The following is a 15,419-nucleotide window of genomic DNA, read 5'->3' on the forward strand; positions in this document are numbered from 1 at the left end:
CGAAGACACCCACGGGGAAGGAACAGCGAGGATGACGCACGACGGGGTACCGGTCACCGTGGTGATGCCGACCTACAACGAGGCGGCGAACCTGCCGGGCATGGCCGAGGCGGTGCTCGCCCTGCCGCTGGACGGGCTCCATCTGAAGATCGTCGACGACTCCAGCCCGGACGGCACCGGGCGGATCGCCGAGGAACTGGCCGAGCGGTACAACCGGGCCGGCCGGCGCCGGATGAGCGTGCTGCACCGCACGGAGAAGGACGGGCTGGGACGGGCGTACACGGCCGGCATGTCCGCCGCACTGGAGGAGGGCGCCGCGTACGTCGTCCAGATGGACGCCGACGGCAGCCACCCGGTGGAGGCCGTGCCCCGCATGCTCCGGGCGGCCCGGGACTCCGGCGCCGGGCTGGTCGTCGGCAGCCGGTACGTCGAGGGCGGCTCGCTGGACGAGCGGTGGGGCGCGCACCGGGTGCTGCTGTCCCGCTTCGCCAACCGGTACGCGCGCGCCGTCCTCGGCACCGAGATCCGGGACATCACCGCCGGCTTCAACCTGTGGTCGGCGCCGACCCTGCGGGACGTGGACCTGTGGTCCCTGGACAGCGCGGGCTACAGCTTCCAGGTGGAGCTGAAGTACAAGGCCGTACGGGCCGGGCACACGGCCGTGGAGATCCCGATCCGCTTCACCGAGCGCACGGAGGGTGTGTCCAAGATGACCCTCCGTACCCAGCTGGAGTCGGCGGTGATCCCGCTGCGGCTGCGGCTGAAGCGGCGCTAGCCGGACTACCGGTTCGCGGCGGCCGAGGCCTGGGCCTGGCCGCGGCGGTGGATCTGGTTGGCGGTGAACTGGGCCAGGTCGTTGCCGGTGCGGAAGACCTTGGTGTCCTTGGTGGTGACGTTCTTGCCGCTGGTGAAGCCGGAGATCGTGAAGTACGCGTAGCGGCCGTAGGCGTTGCGGGTGGAGCGGCAGAACGCGCCGTCGCAGAACGGCTTGACGTCCTTGCCGAACAGCGAGCGCACGATGCTCCGGTCGTCGGTCTGCGTCTTGGCCTTCGTGGCCTGGGCCGCGGTGTCGAACACGGCGACGCCGACGGTGACCGCGATGCCGCCGTTGCTGTAGGTGGTGCGCATCAGGCGGGTGCAGCCGTTGGCGGTGAGGATCTTGGGCAGGGTGCCGCCGGCGGCGGTGGCGCAGCTCTTGGTGTCGGCCGACGGGCCCTTCTTGTACACCGTGCCGCTCATGGTGAGCTGCTTGCCCGGGAACAGGGTGTCCGGGCTGAGCGGGGCGGTGTCCTTCTTGGCGCTGGATATGAAGTCCGCGGGGTCCAGCGGCGGCGGGGCGCTGGTGGGCGCGAAGGACGGCGTGGCGCCGGTGGAGCCCGGTATGGAGGCGCTGGCGGGCAGGCCGCTGGGCCCGGCCTGCGGATCACCGCCGTTCGCGGAGACCACGGCCATGGCGACCGCGGTGCCTATCGCGACCGTGGCGAGCCCGCCGCCGGCTATGAACAGCAGCTTGCGGCGCTTGTTCCGCGTCTCCGATGCCTCGGCGAGCGCGGCCCAGTCCGGTGTCCCGTCGTCTCCGTCGTTCCACGGCTGCTGGGATTGCGGTTTCCAGGGATCCCACTGAGACTGGGGTCCCCCCTGCCCGTAACTCATGGGGCGCATCTTAGACGGGGGGCCGGGGGTGCGGGGTCCCTCTCCCGGCCTGCCTCGTTTTGACCCGTCCGGGGGCCGCCCGGTAACCTACTTCTTCGTTGTGTATTGGCTTGCTCATTCTCACGGGACGGGCCCTTACACCGGTCCACCGGGCCGATGACCAGCGACCCCACGCACGCGGTTTGCGTCGCCGCCGTGGGTCAAGGCTGTCGTGATCGTTTCGGTGACCTTGTTTAGGACCATTCACTCGAAGCGAAGGCTACGAACCGTGCGTACGTACAGCCCCAAGCCCGGCGATGTGACGCGCCAGTGGCACGTCATCGACGCTCAGGACGTTGTCCTGGGCCGTCTCGCCACCACCGCTGCGACCCTCCTCCGGGGCAAGCACAAGCCGATCTACGCGCCGCACGTCGACGCTGGTGACTTCGTCATCATCATCAACGCCGACAAGGTGCACCTGTCCGGCAACAAGCGGACCCAGAAGATGGCGTACCGCCACTCCGGCTACCCGGGTGGTCTGCGCTCCGTCCGCTACGACGAGCTGCTGGCGAAGAACCCCGAGAAGGCCATCGAGAAGGCCGTCAAGGGCATGCTCCCCAAGAACACCCTGGGCCGTCAGATGCTCACCAAGCTGAAGGTCTACTCGGGCGACCAGCACCCGCACGCTGCCCAGCAGCCGGTGCCGTTCGAGATCACCCAGGTCGCGCAGTAAGTCCGGCCACCCCCTAAGACTGAAGAGAATCTGAGGAGCATCGTGGCCGAGACCACTGCCGAGCAGCCGCTCGAAGAGCTTGACATCGACAGCTACACCACCGAGTCCGAGGTCCCCGTCGAGGGCGAGTACACCTCGGAGTCCCTGGCCTCCCGCTTCGGCGAGCCCCAGCCGGCCGCCGGCCTGGGCCGCCGCAAGAACGCCATCGCCCGCGTCCGGATCGTCCCGGGCACCGGCAAGTGGAAGATCAACGGTCGCACCCTCGAGGACTACTTCCCGAACAAGGTGCACCAGCAGGAAGTGAACGAGCCCTTCAAGGTGCTCGAGCTCGAGGGCCGTTACGACGTCATCGCCCGCATCGCCGGTGGCGGTGTCTCCGGCCAGGCCGGTGCGCTCCGTCTCGGTGTCGCCCGTGCGCTGAACGAGGCCGACGTCGACAACAACCGCGGTCCGCTGAAGAAGGCCGGCTTCCTGCGCCGCGACGACCGTGCGGTCGAGCGGAAGAAGGCCGGTCTGAAGAAGGCCCGCAAGGCTCCGCAGTACAGCAAGCGCTAATCAAGAGCTGCCTGCTCGTACTCCGAACGCCCCGGCGGCACGCCACATGTGCCCCCGGGGCGTTCGCTTATCCGAGCCAAGGGCGTATAACGACACAAGACGCTCAAAGGCTTGTGTGATGGCATGCTTCCTCGTCATGTTTCCTCGGGAGGACAAGTGGGACGACTCTTCGGCACGGACGGCGTGCGCGGTGTCGCCAACGCGGATCTGACGGCCGAGATGGCGCTCGGCCTCTCCGTCGCCGCGGCGCACGTGCTGGCCGAGGCGGGCACCTTCGAGGGCCACAAGCCGACGGCGGTGGTCGGACGGGACCCGCGCGCGTCCGGGGAGTTCCTTCAGGCGGCCGTGGTCGCGGGCCTGGCGAGCGCGGGCGTGGACGTGCTCTGCGTCGGCGTGCTGCCGACGCCCGCGGTGGCGCACCTGACCGGCGCGCTCGGCGCCGACCTCGGTGTGATGCTCTCCGCCAGCCACAACGCCATGCCGGACAACGGCATCAAGTTCTTCGCCCGCGGCGGCCACAAACTCGCCGACGAGCTGGAGGACCGGATCGAGGCGGTGTACGACGCGCACCGGCACGGCGAGCCCTGGGAGCGGCCGACGGGCGCCGGGGTGGGCCGCGTACGGTCGTACGACGAGGGCTTCGAGCAGTACATCGCCCACCTCCTGTCGGTCCTGCCCAACCGGCTCGACGGACTGAAGATCGTCCTGGACGAAGCGCACGGCGCGGCCTCGGGGGTCTCGCCGGAGGCGTTCGCCCGGGCCGGTGCCGAGGTCGTCACGATCGGCGCCGAGCCGGACGGCCTCAACATCAACGACGGCTGCGGCTCGACCCACCTGGGCCGGCTCAAGGCCGCGGTCCTGGCGCACGGCGCGGACCTCGGCATCGCGCACGACGGCGACGCCGACCGCTGCCTGGCCGTGGACCACACCGGCGAGGAGGTCGACGGCGACCAGATCCTCGCCGTGCTCGCGCTGGCGATGCGGGAGCGTTCCGCACTGCGCTCCGACACCGTCGTCGCGACCGTGATGTCCAACCTCGGCTTCAAGCTGGCCATGGAGCGCGAGGGCATCCGGCTCGTGCAGACCGCCGTCGGCGACCGGTACGTCCTGGAGGAGATGAAGGAGCACGGCTACGCCCTCGGCGGCGAGCAGTCCGGGCACGTCATCATCCTCGACCACGCGACCACCGGCGACGGCACGCTGACCGGCCTGCTGCTGGCGGCGCGGGTCGCCCAGACCGGCCGTACGCTGCGGGAGCTGGCCTCCGTCATGGAGCGGCTGCCGCAGGTCCTCATCAACGTCCCCGACGTGGACAAGTCCCGGGTGAAGACATCCGCGGACGTCGCCGCCGCCGTGGCCGAGGCGGAGCGGGAGCTGGGTGCCACGGGCCGGGTGCTGCTGCGGCCGTCCGGTACGGAGCCGCTGGTCCGGGTCATGGTCGAGGCCGCGGACATCGAGCAGGCCCGGGCGGTCGCCGGCCGGCTGGCCGACGCCGTGAAGTCCGCGCTGGGGTAGTACCCCGCCGCGTCAGCCGAGACGTTCCCTCTGCCTCGCCCAGAAGTACTTCTGGGCGAGCAGGGTGAGCGTTCCCGCCAGGACGATGCCCAGCAGGTTCAGCAGGAGCTGGACCGTCGAGCCGCTCGTCTGGGACGTGTCGCCGTAGGCCAGCGCCACTGCCGCGTTGGCCGCGGCCGGGACCGTCGTCACCGAGATGGCCACGCCCACCAGCGCGCCCGACTTGGACGAGGTCAGGGACAGCGTGCCGGCGACTCCGGCGAGTACGGCCACGACGATCGAGAACCAGTCCGGGGCGTAGATGAACCCGGTGTTCGGCCTGTCGGCCTCCAGCTGCGCCTTGCTGAACAGGCCCACCGCATCCATCAGCAGACTGAACGCGGAGGTCAGGGCCATCGCCACCGCGAAGCCCACCAGCAGCGCGATCAGTGAGCGCCACGCCAGGCGCGGGTGGCGCTGCACCACGGCCGTGCAGATCCCGGCGAGCGGCCCGAACTCCGGTCCCACCGCCATCGCGCCCACGATCAGGACCGCGTTGTCCAGCACCACACCGCAGGCCGCGATCATCGTGGCCAGGGTGATGAAGGCCACGTAGGTGAACGACAGCGTCGACTCCTCGTGGGTGGCGTCGGTCAGGCCCTCCCACAGCACCGCGTCCGCGCCCTCGCCCGGCGCCTCCGCCTCGGCCTTGTCGGCGCGCCGGGACAGCGAGAGGTCGATGGTCTCCACGGCGATCGAACCGGTCTCGTCCAGGCCGATCCGCCGCAGCCCGGCGATGAGTTCGTCGCCCGCCTCGCGGGCCACGTCGCACAGGACGAGGTCGCCGGCAGGGTTGCGGGCGGCGCCCGGCAGGACGACGAGGTGGGTGGTACCGACCGTCTTCTCGATCAGACGGACCACCTCGTCGGTCCGCTCCGCCGGGGTGATCAGGCGCAGATGCAGCATGGCGCCCATCCAACACGGTCGGCTACAGCTTGCGCAGCCGCAGGCGCTGCACCTTGTGGTCCGGGCCCTTGCGCAGGATGAGGGTGGCCCGGCCGCGGGTCGGGGCGATGTTCTCGACCAGGTTGGGCTTGTTGATGGTCCGCCACAGCGTGCGGGCGTAGTCGAGGGCCTCCTCCTCGGAGACCTGGGTGTACTTGCGGAAGTACGAGTTCGGGTCCTGGAAGGCGGTCTGGCGCAGCTTCCTGAAGCGGTTGAGGTACCAGCGTTCGATGTCCTCGGCACTGGCGTCGACGTACACGCTGAAGTCGAAGTAGTCGGCGAGACCGACCCGGGTGCGGCCGTCCTTGCCCGGCAGGGCGGGCTGGAGGACGTTCAGGCCCTCCACGATCAGGATGTCCGGGCGGCGGACGGTGAGCTTCTCGTCCGGCACGATGTCGTAGATGAGGTGGGAGTAGACCGGCGCGGACACCTCGCCCTTGCCGGCCTTGATGTCGGCGACGAAACGGGTGAGGGCCCGGCGGTCGTAGGACTCGGGGAATCCTTTCCGCGACATCAGGCCGCGGGCCTCCAGCTCCCGGGTGGGCAGCAGGAAGCCGTCCGTCGTGACCAGTTCCACGCGCGGGTGCTCGGGCCAGCGGGAGAGCAGGGCCTGGAGGAGGCGGGAGACGGTGGACTTGCCGCAGGCCACCGAGCCGGCGACGCCTATCACGAACGGGGTGCCGGACTGGGAGCCCTGCTCCCCGAGGAAGGTGTTCAGCGCGCCTCTGAGGCCGTCGGTGGCGCCGACGTAGAGGTTGAGGAGCCGGGAGAGCGGGAGGTAGATGTCCCGCACCTCGTCGAGGTCGATCACGTCGCCGAGACCGCGGAGCTTCTCCACCTCCTCGGCGGTGAGCGGCAGCGGTGTCTTGTCGCGCAGCGCGCTCCACTCGGCGCGGGTGAGATCGACGTAGGGAGTCGCCTCCGGCCTGTGCCGGTGGGCGCTCCGGGGCATCGAGGAGACCGGTGAGATCACAGTCCATTGTTAACGGAGTTTGAACGGGACGGCGGGTGGGGTCCGTCACGCGCGCGGCCCGGCCCGCCGGCGTCACCGGTGCCGTCAGGGCCTTCGTACGGTGGTGGGAATTTCCGAATCCGGGCAGCCGGAGGCCTTTTTTGATCGCCGCGGGACCGTAGGCTGCCGCTCATGTGCGGAATCGTGGGATACGTAGGGTCACAGTCGGCGCTCGACGTCGTGACGGCCGGGCTGAAGCGGCTGGAGTACCGGGGGTACGACTCGGCGGGTGTCGCCGTGCTGGCGGACGGCGGGCTGGCCGCCGCCAAGAAGGCCGGGAAGCTGGTCAACCTGGAGAAGGAACTGGTCGACCGGCCGCTGCCGACCGGCTCGACCGCCATCGGCCACACGCGCTGGGCCACCCACGGCGGTCCCACCGACGGCAACGCGCACCCGCACCTGGACAACGCGGGCCGGGTCGCCGTGGTCCACAACGGCATCATCGAGAACTTCGCGCTCCTGCGCACGGAACTGGCCGAGCGCGGCCACGAGCTGAACTCCGAGACGGACACCGAGGTCGTCGCCCACCTGCTCGCCGAGGAGTTCTCCTCCTGCGCCGACCTCGCCGAGGCGATGCGGCTGGTGTGCCGGCGGCTGGAGGGCGCGTTCACGCTGGTCGCGGTGCACGCCGACGAGCCGGACGTGGTGGTCGGCGCCCGCCGCAACTCGCCGCTGGTGGTGGGCGTCGGGGAGGGCGAGGCGTTCCTGGCCTCCGACGTCGCCGCGTTCATCGAGCACACGCGGTCGGCGATCGAACTGGGCCAGGACCAGGTGGTGGAGCTGCGCCGGGACGGTGTCACCGTGACGGGCTTCGACGGCCGCCCGGCCGAGGTCCGCTCCTACCACGTGGACTGGGACGCCTCCGCCGCCGAGAAGGGCGGCTACGACTACTTCATGCTCAAGGAGATCGCCGAACAGCCCAAGGCGGTCGCCGACACCCTGCTCGGCCGCATCGACCCGTCCGGCTCGCTGACCCTGGACGAGGTGCGGATCAGCCCCTCCGAACTGCGCGAGATCGACAAGGTCGTCATCGTCGCCTGCGGTACGGCCTTCCACGCCGGCCTGATCGCCAAGTACGCCATCGAGCACTGGACGCGGATCCCCTGCGAGGTGGAGCTGGCCAGCGAGTTCCGCTACCGGGACCCGATCCTGGACGGGCGGTCGCTGGTGATCGCCATCTCCCAGTCCGGCGAGACCATGGACACCCTGATGGCGCTCCGGCACGCCCGCGAGCAGGGCTCCAAGGTGCTGGCGATCTGCAACACCAACGGCTCGACGATCCCCCGCGAGTCCGACGCGGTGCTGTACACGCACGCGGGCCCCGAGGTCGCGGTCGCCTCGACCAAGGCGTTCCTCACCCAGCTGGTCGCCTGCTACCTGGTCGCTCTCTATCTGGGCCAGGTGCGCGGCACCAAGTGGGGCGACGAGATCCAGGCCGTGATCAAGGACCTGTCCCGGATCTCGGAGGAGGTCGAGCGGGTCCTGGAGACCATGGAGCCGGTACGGGCGCTGGCGCGCACCCTCGCCTCGAAGAACACCGTGCTCTTCCTCGGCCGGCACGTGGGCTACCCGGTGGCCCTGGAGGGCGCGCTCAAGCTGAAGGAACTGGCGTACATGCACGCCGAGGGGTTCGCCGCGGGCGAGCTGAAGCACGGCCCGATCGCGCTGATCGAGGAGGACGTGCCGGTGGTCGTCGTCGTGCCGTCCCCGCGCGGCCGGTCGGTCATCCACGACAAGATCGTCTCCAACATCCAGGAGATCCGGGCCCGGGGCGCGCGCACCATCGTGATCGCGGAGGAGGGCGACGAGACGGTGGTGCCGTACGCCGACCACCTGATCCGGATCCCGGCCACCCCGACGCTGCTGCAGCCGCTGGTGGCGACGGTCCCGCTCCAGGTCTTCGCGTGCGAGCTGGCGACGGCGCGCGGCAACGAGGTGGACCAGCCGAGGAACCTGGCCAAGTCGGTCACGGTGGAATGAGCCCGAGGGGCGGACGGCATCGTGCCGTCCGCCCCTCGGGTCCCGTTCAGGCGGTCACCAGTTGATGCAGGTCTTCGGCACCCAGCCGGTCTTCTTGTCGCCGCCGTAGTACCACAGGTTGCTCTTCTTGCCGCAGGCCGTGTACGAGCCGCCCTTGTAGGCCTTGCCGTCGTTGCAGACCGTGCCCTTCCTGCCCTTGCCCCAGATGCCGACGGCCGTGGCGGACGTCTTCGGCGAGGTGCGGACGTTGACGGTCTGCTTGGCCTTGACGTTGATGATCGCCTTGCTGCAGTCCCTCGGCAGGGTGGCCGCGGAGGCGGTACCGGCGGTGGCGACGGCGCCGGTGAGGGCCGTACCGATGAGGGCCGCGGTGGTGAGCGCGGTGCCCAGAGACTTCAACTTCACAGCTGTGTCCTCCCGTTGTGGTGCGAGGCGGCCGTCCGAGGACGGCCGCCGGTCGCCAGGAAGACTACGGGAGCGGCGGACTTGGCCGATCTTGGGGTTGTGCTCAGTGCACGGAGAAGCCGCCGTCCACGTGGATCGACTGGCCCGTGACGTAGGCGGAGGCGCGGCTCGCCAGGAACACCGCCGCGCCCGCGAAGTCCTCGGCGAGCCCGTTGCGGCCGGTCATCGTGCGCGCGGCCAGCGCCGCCACCCGCTCCGGGTCGGACGACAGCCGCCGGTTGAGCGGGGTCATCACGAACCCCGGCACCAGCGTGTTGCAGGTGACCCCGTACGGCGACCAGGCCTCGGCCTGGGAGCGGGCCAGGGATTCCAGCGCGCCCTTGGAGACGCCGTAGGCGCCGCTGTGCACGAAGGCGCGGTGGGCCTGCTGGGAGGTGATGTGGATGATCCGGCCGAAGCCGCGCTCGGCCATGCCCGGACCGAACCGCTGCCCCAGCAGGAAGGGCGCCTCCAGGTTCACCGCCATCGTGGCGTCCCACACGTCCTCGCCCAACTCGCCCATCGGCGGCCGGAGATTGATTCCAGCCGAGTTGACGAGGACGTCGGGCTCGCCGAAGACGGCCGCGGCCTCCTCGGCCGCCGCACGCACGCCCTCCCGCGACCCCAGATCCCCGGCTACCCAGGCCGCACGGCAGCCGTCGGCCGTCAACTCGTCCACCGTGGCCGCCAGTTCCGCCGGCCGGCGGGCCACGACCACCACGCTCGCCCCGGCCCGCGCCAGCGCCCCCGCGACGGCCCGTCCGATACCGGAACTCCCGCCGGTCACCACGGCGGTGCGGCCGTCCAGGGAGAAGAGGCCGGAGAGATAGGCGTGCGACGAGACCATGCCGGAAGCCTAGAGCGCGGGCGGCCGACGTGGTGTCGCCGGATCCCGCTCCGCCGGAGTCGTAGGGTGCTCGCCATGAGCATCATCGGGGTGGGCATCGACGTCGCCGAGATCGACCGGTTCCGGGCGTCCCTGGAGCGGACGCCGGGACTGGCCGACCGGTTGTTCGTGACCAGCGAACTGCTGCTGCCCAGCGGGGAGCGGCGCGGGATCGCCTCGCTCGCGGTCCGGTTCGCCGCCAAGGAGGCGCTGGCCAAGGCGCTGGGCGCGCCGCCCGGGCTGCAGTGGACCGATGCCGAGGTGTACGTGGAGGACAGCGGGCAGCCGCGGCTCAGGGTGAAGGGCACGGTGGCCGCGCGGGCGGCGGAGCTGGGCGTGCGGGCCTGGCACGTGTCGCTCAGTCATGACGCGGGCGTGGCCTCGGCCGTGGTGATCGCCGAGGGCTGACCGGTCCGCGGCCCCGGGTGTGGGCGGTGGGGGTTGCGGGGCAGACTCGGTGCCATGCGTACTGCGTACAGCGTGGAGACGGTAAGGGCGGCCGAGCGGGCGTCGATGGCACGGCTGCCGGAGGGTGCGCTGATGCAGCGGGCCGCCGCCGGGCTGGCCGCCGCCTGCGCCGAACTGCTCGGGCGGGTGTACGGCAGCCGGGTGGTGCTGCTCGTCGGCAGCGGGGACAACGGCGGGGACGCCCTGTACGCGGGGGCCCGGCTGGCCCGGCGCGGCGCCGGCGTGACGGCCGTGCTGCTGACGCCCGAACGGGCCCACGGCGGGGGGCTGGCGGCCCTGCGGCGGGCGGGCGGCACGGTCGTCGCCGCGGACCGGGCCGAGGAACCGGTCCTGCGGGCCGACCTGGTGGTGGACGGGATCGTCGGGATCGGCGGCACGGGCGGGCTGCGGCCGGACGCCGAGCGGCTGGCCGGGGTGGTGGCGCGGTCCGGGGCGGCGGTGGTGGCGGTGGACCTGCCCAGCGGGGTGGACGCGGACACCGGGGAGGTGCGGGGGGCCGCGCTGCGGGCCGATCTGACCGTCACCTTCGGCGCGTACAAGCCCGGACTGCTGGTGGATCCCGCGCGGGAGTACGCCGGGGTGGTGCGGCTCGTCGACATCGGGCTGGAGCCGCCGCCCGCCGACATCGAGCTGGAGGCGCTGCAACATGCCGACGTGGCACGGCTGTTGCCGGCGCCGGCGGCGGAGAGCGACAAGTACCGGCGGGGTGTCGTCGGGATCGCCGCGGGCTCGGCGCGGTACCCGGGGGCGGCCGTGCTGGCGGTGTCCGGGGCGTTGCGGGGCGGAGCCGGGGCCGTCCGGTACGTCGGGCCGGCCGGGGCCGCGGTCATCGCGCGCTTCCCGGAGATCCTCGTGTCCGACGCCGGGCCCGCCAAGGCCGGGCGGGTGCAGGCCTGGGTGGCCGGGCCCGGGGCCGGGGACGACGCGGAGAGCGTGGCCGAGGTGCTGGAGGCGGACGTGCCGGTGCTGCTGGACGCGGACGGGCTGCGGCTGGCCGAGCGGGACGCGGTACGGCGGCGTACGGCACCGACGCTGATGACTCCGCACGCCGGGGAGGCCGCCGCGCTGCTGGGCGTGCGGCGGGAGGAGGTCGAGGGCGCCCGCTTGGCGGCGGTGCGGGAACTGGCGGCCGGGTACCGGGCGACGGTGCTGCTGAAGGGGTCGACGACGCTGGTCGCCGGGCCGGCGGGCGGGCCGGTGCGGGTCAACCCGACGGGGACGCCGTGGCTGGCCACCGCCGGGAGCGGCGACGTGCTGTCGGGGCTCGCCGGGTCCCTGCTGGCGGCGGGGCTGGACGCGCTGGACGCGGGCAGCGTCGCCGCGTACCTCCACGGCCTGGCGGGCCGCCTCGCCGCCGCCGGCGCACCCGCGGGCGCCCATGACGTCGCGTCACACCTCCCGCAGGCCTGGCGCAACGTACGCGCCTGACCCGCCGGCCGGCGAAGCCGCCGGCGGGCTCGGAGGGGCGGCGCCCGGGGGCCGGCGGCGGCCTCTGAGACACTGGGGGCGCCATGAGTGAGACAGCAGCTGAGCCGACCGCCGCCCTGCGCGCCCGCGCCGAGATCGATCTGGGCGCCCTGCGCGCCAATGTGCGGGCCCTGCGCGCCCGGGCGCGGGGCGCCGCCGTGATGGCCGTCGTCAAGTCCGACGCGTACGGCCACGGCGCGGTGCCGTGCGCCCGCGAGGCCCTCGCCGCGGGCGCGACCTGGCTCGGCACGGCCACGGCCGAGGAGGCCCTCGCGCTGCGCGCGGCCGGGCTGCCCGGCCGCATCCTGTGCTGGCTGTGGGTGCCGGGCGGCCCCTGGCGGCAGGCGATCGAGGCCGACATCGACGTCTCGCTGAGCGGCCTGTGGGCCCTGCGCGAGGTCGTCGAGGCCGCCCGGGCGGCGGGGCGCCCCGCGCGCGTGCAGCTCAAGGCCGACACCGGACTCGGCCGCAACGGCTGCCAGCCCGGCGAGGACTGGGCCGAACTGGTCGCCGCGGCCCTGCGCGCGGAGGCCGAGGGCCTGGTCCGGATCACCGGGCTGTGGTCGCACTTCGCGTGCGCCGACGAGCCGGGACACCCGTCCATCGCCGCCCAGCTCGCCCGGTTCCGGGAGATGACGGCGTACGCCGAGGAGCGGGGCGTACGGCCCGAGGTGCGGCACATCGCCAACTCGCCGGCCACCCTCACCCTGCCCGAGTCCCACTTCGACCTGGTCCGCACGGGCATCGCCGTGTACGGCGTCTCGCCCAGCCCGGAGCTCGGCACCCCCGCGGACCTCGGGCTGCGCCCGGTGATGACGCTCAGCGCCTCGCTGGCCCTGGTCAAGCGCACCCCGGGCGGCCACGGCGTGAGCTACGGCCACCACTACGTCACCCCCGGCGACACCACCCTCGGCCTGGTGCCGGTCGGGTACGCGGACGGCGTTCCGCGGCACGCCTCGGGCACCGGCCCGGTGCTGGTCGACGGCAAGTGGCGGACGATCGCCGGGCGGGTCGCCATGGACCAGTTCGTGGTGGACCTGGGCGGCGACGAGCCCCCGGTGGGCAGCGAGGCGGTGCTGTTCGGACCCGGTGACCGGGGCGAGCCCACCGCCGAGGACTGGGCCCAGGCCTGCGGCACGATCGCGTACGAGATCGTCACACGCATCGGAACGCGCGTTCCCCGCGTCTATGTGAACGGGTCTGTGTGAACGCGTTTCCTTGAACAGGAAAGAAGTCGGGTAACCGTTCCGCAGCGACACCCGTCCAGGCGAACTGCAGTACGGCGAAGAGGAGCGGTACGTGAGCGAGAGCAGCGCGGAGGCCGTGGCGGACGTCGTCGCCGCGGCGGCCGCCGCCTCCGCCGCGGGGGCGGCCGGGAGCTGGCGCAGGGCGACCGGCATCGCCGGTGCCGCGATAGGCGTGCTCGCCGCCGGCGCGGCGGCCGGTGTCGCCATCGAGCGGATGACGGTGGGCCGCGGGATGCGCAGGAAGGCACGGCTGGCGCTGGACTCGGCGGGCCCCTACGGCACCCTGCGCGGCATCCCCGGCAAGGCGTACGCCGACGACGGCACCGAGCTGTACTACGAGGTCGACGAGGTCGAGCCCGACCTCGGCCCGAACGTCTCCCCCCGCCGGCGCAGGCTCTTCGGCCGCAAGGCGCCCGCCCCGGTCACCGTCGTCTTCTGCCACGGCTACTGCCTCAGCCAGGACTCCTGGCACTTCCAGCGGGCGGCCCTGCGCGGGGTCGTGCGGACCGTGCACTGGGACCAGCGCAGCCACGGCCGGTCCGGGCGGGGCGTGGCCCAGACCCGGGATCGGACGCCCCTCACCATCGACCAGCTCGGCCGCGACCTCAAGGCCGTCCTCGACGCCGCCGCACCGGAGGGGCCGCTCGTGCTGGTCGGCCACTCCATGGGCGGCATGACCGTGATGGCCCTCGCCTCGGAGTACCCGGAGCTGATCCGGGACCGGGTCGTCGCCACCGCCCTCGTGGGCACGTCGTCCGGACGGCTCGGCGAGGTCAACTTCGGGCTCCCGGTGGCCGGCGTCAACGCGGTGCGCCGGATCCTCCCCGGGGTGCTGAAGGCCCTCGGGCAGCAGGCGGAGCTGGTGGAGAAGGGGCGCCGGGCCACCGCCGACCTGTTCGCCGGGATCATCAAGCGGTACTCGTTCGCCGGGCGGGACGTCGACCCGGCCGTGGAGCGGTTCGCCGAGCGGATGATCGAGTCCACCCCGATCGACGTGGTCGCCGAGTTCTACCCGGCCTTCACCGACCACGACAAGACCGGGGCGCTCGCCTGCTTCCGGGACATGCCGGTGCTCGTGCTGGCCGGCGTGCAGGACCTGGTCACGCCCAGCGAGCACAGCGAGGCCATCGCCGACCTGCTGCCCGACGCCGAGCTGGTCCTCGTGCCGGACGCCGGGCACCTGGTGATGCTGGAGCACCCGGAAGTGGTCACCGACCGCCTCGCCGACCTGCTCACCCGCGCGGGCGCGGTGCCGGCAGGAGCTACGGTAAGTGGCTATGGAAGCACCAGCAGCACCGCACGACCCCACTGAGACCCGGCTGACCGTCACCTCCCCGGAGCAGATGCGGGAACTGGGCCGCCGGCTGGCCAAACTGCTGCGCGCGGGCGACCTGGTCATGCTCACCGGGGAGCTGGGCGCGGGCAAGACCACGCTGACCCGCGGGCTCGGCGAGGGCCTCGGCGTGCGTGGCGCGGTCACCTCGCCGACCTTCGTGATCGCCCGGGTCCACCCGTCCCTCGGCGGCGGCCCGCCCCTGGTGCACGTCGACGCCTACCGGCTCTCCGGCGGCCTGGACGAGATGGAGGACCTGGACCTCGACGTCTCGCTGCCCGACTCGGTGATCGTCGTGGAGTGGGGCGAGGGCAAGGTCGAGGAGCTGACCGAGGACCGGCTGCAGGTCGTCATCCACCGCGCGGTCGGCGACACCACCGACGAGGTACGGCACGTGACGGTCACGGGGCTGGGGGAGCGCTGGTCCGAGGCCGGCCTGGAGACGCTGTCCGGCTGAGCCCGCGGATCCCGACAAGCTGTCGGCACCGTATTGCGCAGGGCATCCCGGGCGTGGTCACATGGGAGTCACCCCGTGGTTAGGCATACCTAACCCCGCCCCGCCCCCGCGCTCCAGGAGGCGTTCCATGCCCGCAGTACAGCCTGGGCCCGCCGTGGTCTCCATGCGCGACCTGCTGGCCTCGTGCGCCGCGGCGAACGCGGTCTCGCGGCCCCCGGAGCCGGAGCGCCCCCGCAAGGGCGCGGAGCCGGCCCACGGCTGCCGCCGCGCGGCCGCGACCGCCCGCGACGACGCGGCACCCGACCGACGACACCTCACGGCCCTCCCGGCGGAGCGGCTGGGCGACTGGCGGATCACCGCTACCTGACCGGTGGCACGTCGCGGCCTTTCCGGTGGAGCGGCTGGGCGACTGGCGGATCGCCGGGACCCGACCGGTGGCACGTCGCGGCCTTTCCCGGTGGAGCGGCTGGGCGACTGGCGGATCGCCGGGACCCGACCGGTGGCACGTCGCGGCCTTTCCCGGTGGAGCGGCTGGGCGACTGGCGGATCACCGCGACCCGACCCACCTCGCGGCCTCCGGTGGAGCGGCTGGCGGATCGCCGCGCCTCGACCGGCGGCACGTCGCGGCCCTTCCCGGTGGAGCGGCTGGGCGACTGGCGGATCACTGCGACCCGGCCGGCGGCACGTCGCGGCCCTTCCCGGTGGA

Annotated in this window: 17 protein-coding genes; 12 read left to right on the forward strand and 5 right to left on the reverse strand. The window is 72.6% G+C overall.

Annotated elements, in window-relative coordinates; translation table 11 throughout:
* Positions 1 to 31: 31 nt before the first annotated feature.
* Positions 32 to 775 carry a polyprenol monophosphomannose synthase gene (locus tag ABZ923_RS06540; protein WP_361467574.1) on the forward strand — a complete coding sequence of 248 codons (744 nt, stop codon included), beginning with the start codon at positions 32 to 34 and terminating at the stop codon, positions 773 to 775.
* Positions 776 to 780: 5 nt separating this feature from the next.
* Here ABZ923_RS06540 and ABZ923_RS06545 read toward each other — a convergent pair whose 3' ends face one another.
* Entirely contained in the window at positions 781 to 1,653 is an 873-nt protein-coding gene (locus ABZ923_RS06545) for a hypothetical protein (RefSeq protein WP_361467577.1), read from the reverse strand.
* Positions 1,654 to 1,921: 268 nt separating this feature from the next.
* On the opposite strand from ABZ923_RS06545, the gene rplM reads away from it, so the two are divergent.
* From rplM to glmM, 3 genes are all read left to right on the forward strand, one after another.
* Positions 1,922 to 2,365 (forward strand): 50S ribosomal protein L13, encoded by a 444-nt coding sequence (gene rplM, locus ABZ923_RS06550; RefSeq protein WP_189978663.1) that lies wholly within the window; start codon positions 1,922 to 1,924, stop codon positions 2,363 to 2,365.
* A 42-nt stretch (positions 2,366 to 2,407) separates the two neighbouring features.
* Positions 2,408 to 2,920 carry a 30S ribosomal protein S9 gene (gene rpsI, locus ABZ923_RS06555; protein WP_003998795.1) on the forward strand — a complete coding sequence of 171 codons (513 nt, stop codon included), beginning with the start codon at positions 2,408 to 2,410 and terminating at the stop codon, positions 2,918 to 2,920.
* A 156-nt stretch (positions 2,921 to 3,076) separates the two neighbouring features.
* Positions 3,077 to 4,435, forward strand: coding sequence for a phosphoglucosamine mutase (gene glmM, locus ABZ923_RS06560; RefSeq protein WP_361467580.1), 1,359 nt, complete (start codon positions 3,077 to 3,079; stop codon positions 4,433 to 4,435).
* A 12-nt stretch (positions 4,436 to 4,447) separates the two neighbouring features.
* Here glmM and ABZ923_RS06565 read toward each other — a convergent pair whose 3' ends face one another.
* Entirely contained in the window at positions 4,448 to 5,380 is a 933-nt protein-coding gene (locus ABZ923_RS06565) for a DUF389 domain-containing protein (protein ID WP_361467582.1), read from the reverse strand.
* A gap of 22 nt (positions 5,381 to 5,402) precedes the next feature.
* A complete protein-coding gene (gene coaA / locus ABZ923_RS06570) occupies positions 5,403 to 6,392 on the reverse strand; it encodes a type I pantothenate kinase (protein ID WP_361467584.1) in 990 nt (329 codons plus the stop codon).
* A gap of 171 nt (positions 6,393 to 6,563) precedes the next feature.
* Here coaA and glmS point away from each other — a divergent pair, with 171 nt between their 5' ends.
* A complete protein-coding gene (gene glmS / locus ABZ923_RS06575; protein WP_361467586.1) occupies positions 6,564 to 8,411 on the forward strand; it encodes a glutamine--fructose-6-phosphate transaminase (isomerizing) in 1,848 nt (615 codons plus the stop codon).
* A 54-nt stretch (positions 8,412 to 8,465) separates the two neighbouring features.
* Here the strand turns inward: glmS and ABZ923_RS06580 are convergent, their stop codons facing one another.
* Both ABZ923_RS06580 and ABZ923_RS06585 read right to left on the reverse strand, forming a co-directional pair.
* A complete protein-coding gene (locus ABZ923_RS06580) occupies positions 8,466 to 8,816 on the reverse strand; it encodes a hypothetical protein (RefSeq protein ID WP_361467589.1) in 351 nt (116 codons plus the stop codon).
* 103 nt (positions 8,817 to 8,919) lie between these two features.
* Positions 8,920 to 9,702, reverse strand: coding sequence for an SDR family oxidoreductase (locus ABZ923_RS06585; RefSeq protein WP_361467592.1), 783 nt, complete (start codon positions 9,700 to 9,702; stop codon positions 8,920 to 8,922).
* Between the two features lie 75 nt (positions 9,703 to 9,777).
* Between ABZ923_RS06585 and ABZ923_RS06590 the strand changes: the two genes are divergently transcribed.
* The 7 genes from ABZ923_RS06590 to ABZ923_RS06620 form a co-directional block, all read left to right on the forward strand.
* The gene (locus ABZ923_RS06590) at positions 9,778 to 10,149 is read left to right on the forward strand and encodes a holo-ACP synthase (RefSeq protein WP_361467594.1); all 372 of its coding nucleotides are present in this window, start codon (positions 9,778 to 9,780) and stop codon (positions 10,147 to 10,149) included.
* Between the two features lie 54 nt (positions 10,150 to 10,203).
* Entirely contained in the window at positions 10,204 to 11,637 is a 1,434-nt protein-coding gene (locus ABZ923_RS06595) for an NAD(P)H-hydrate dehydratase (RefSeq protein ID WP_361467596.1), read from the forward strand.
* 83 nt (positions 11,638 to 11,720) lie between these two features.
* Complete coding sequence (gene alr, locus ABZ923_RS06600; RefSeq protein ID WP_361467599.1) at positions 11,721 to 12,884, forward strand: alanine racemase; 1,164 nt, start codon at positions 11,721 to 11,723, stop codon at positions 12,882 to 12,884.
* A 91-nt stretch (positions 12,885 to 12,975) separates the two neighbouring features.
* The gene (locus tag ABZ923_RS06605) at positions 12,976 to 14,235 is read left to right on the forward strand and encodes an alpha/beta hydrolase (RefSeq protein ID WP_361467602.1); all 1,260 of its coding nucleotides are present in this window, start codon (positions 12,976 to 12,978) and stop codon (positions 14,233 to 14,235) included.
* Positions 14,201 to 14,713 (forward strand): tRNA (adenosine(37)-N6)-threonylcarbamoyltransferase complex ATPase subunit type 1 TsaE, encoded by a 513-nt coding sequence (gene tsaE, locus ABZ923_RS06610; protein ID WP_361467604.1) that lies wholly within the window; start codon positions 14,201 to 14,203, stop codon positions 14,711 to 14,713. Before ABZ923_RS06605 ends, tsaE begins: the two co-directional genes overlap by 35 nt.
* A gap of 127 nt (positions 14,714 to 14,840) precedes the next feature.
* The gene (locus ABZ923_RS06615) at positions 14,841 to 15,080 is read left to right on the forward strand and encodes a hypothetical protein (protein ID WP_361467606.1); all 240 of its coding nucleotides are present in this window, start codon (positions 14,841 to 14,843) and stop codon (positions 15,078 to 15,080) included.
* A gap of 155 nt (positions 15,081 to 15,235) precedes the next feature.
* A partial coding sequence (locus ABZ923_RS06620; protein WP_361467608.1) for a hypothetical protein occupies positions 15,236 to 15,419 on the forward strand: 184 nt, incomplete at its 3' end.

This window comes from Streptomyces sp. NPDC046881, assembly GCF_040645015.1.
In the GTDB taxonomy this organism is placed as follows: domain Bacteria; phylum Actinomycetota; class Actinomycetes; order Streptomycetales; family Streptomycetaceae; genus Streptomyces.

What these genes read in the sequence shown, in the direction of transcription:
- ABZ923_RS06540 (WP_361467574.1), top strand. Translation starts at nt 32, where the DNA reads ATGACGCACGACGGGGTACCGGTCACCGTGGTGATGCCGACCTACAAC.
- ABZ923_RS06545 (WP_361467577.1), bottom strand. Translation starts at nt 1,653, where the DNA reads ATGAGTTACGGGCAGGGGGGACCCCAGTCTCAGTGGGATCCCTGGAAA.
- ABZ923_RS06565 (WP_361467582.1), bottom strand. Translation starts at nt 5,380, where the DNA reads ATGCTGCATCTGCGCCTGATCACCCCGGCGGAGCGGACCGACGAGGTG.
- glmS (WP_361467586.1), top strand. Translation starts at nt 6,564, where the DNA reads ATGTGCGGAATCGTGGGATACGTAGGGTCACAGTCGGCGCTCGACGTC.
- ABZ923_RS06585 (WP_361467592.1), bottom strand. Translation starts at nt 9,702, where the DNA reads ATGGTCTCGTCGCACGCCTATCTCTCCGGCCTCTTCTCCCTGGACGGC.
- ABZ923_RS06590 (WP_361467594.1), top strand. Translation starts at nt 9,778, where the DNA reads ATGAGCATCATCGGGGTGGGCATCGACGTCGCCGAGATCGACCGGTTC.
- ABZ923_RS06595 (WP_361467596.1), top strand. Translation starts at nt 10,204, where the DNA reads ATGCGTACTGCGTACAGCGTGGAGACGGTAAGGGCGGCCGAGCGGGCG.
- alr (WP_361467599.1), top strand. Translation starts at nt 11,721, where the DNA reads ATGAGTGAGACAGCAGCTGAGCCGACCGCCGCCCTGCGCGCCCGCGCC.
- tsaE (WP_361467604.1), top strand. Translation starts at nt 14,201, where the DNA reads ATGGAAGCACCAGCAGCACCGCACGACCCCACTGAGACCCGGCTGACC.
- ABZ923_RS06615 (WP_361467606.1), top strand. Translation starts at nt 14,841, where the DNA reads ATGCCCGCAGTACAGCCTGGGCCCGCCGTGGTCTCCATGCGCGACCTG.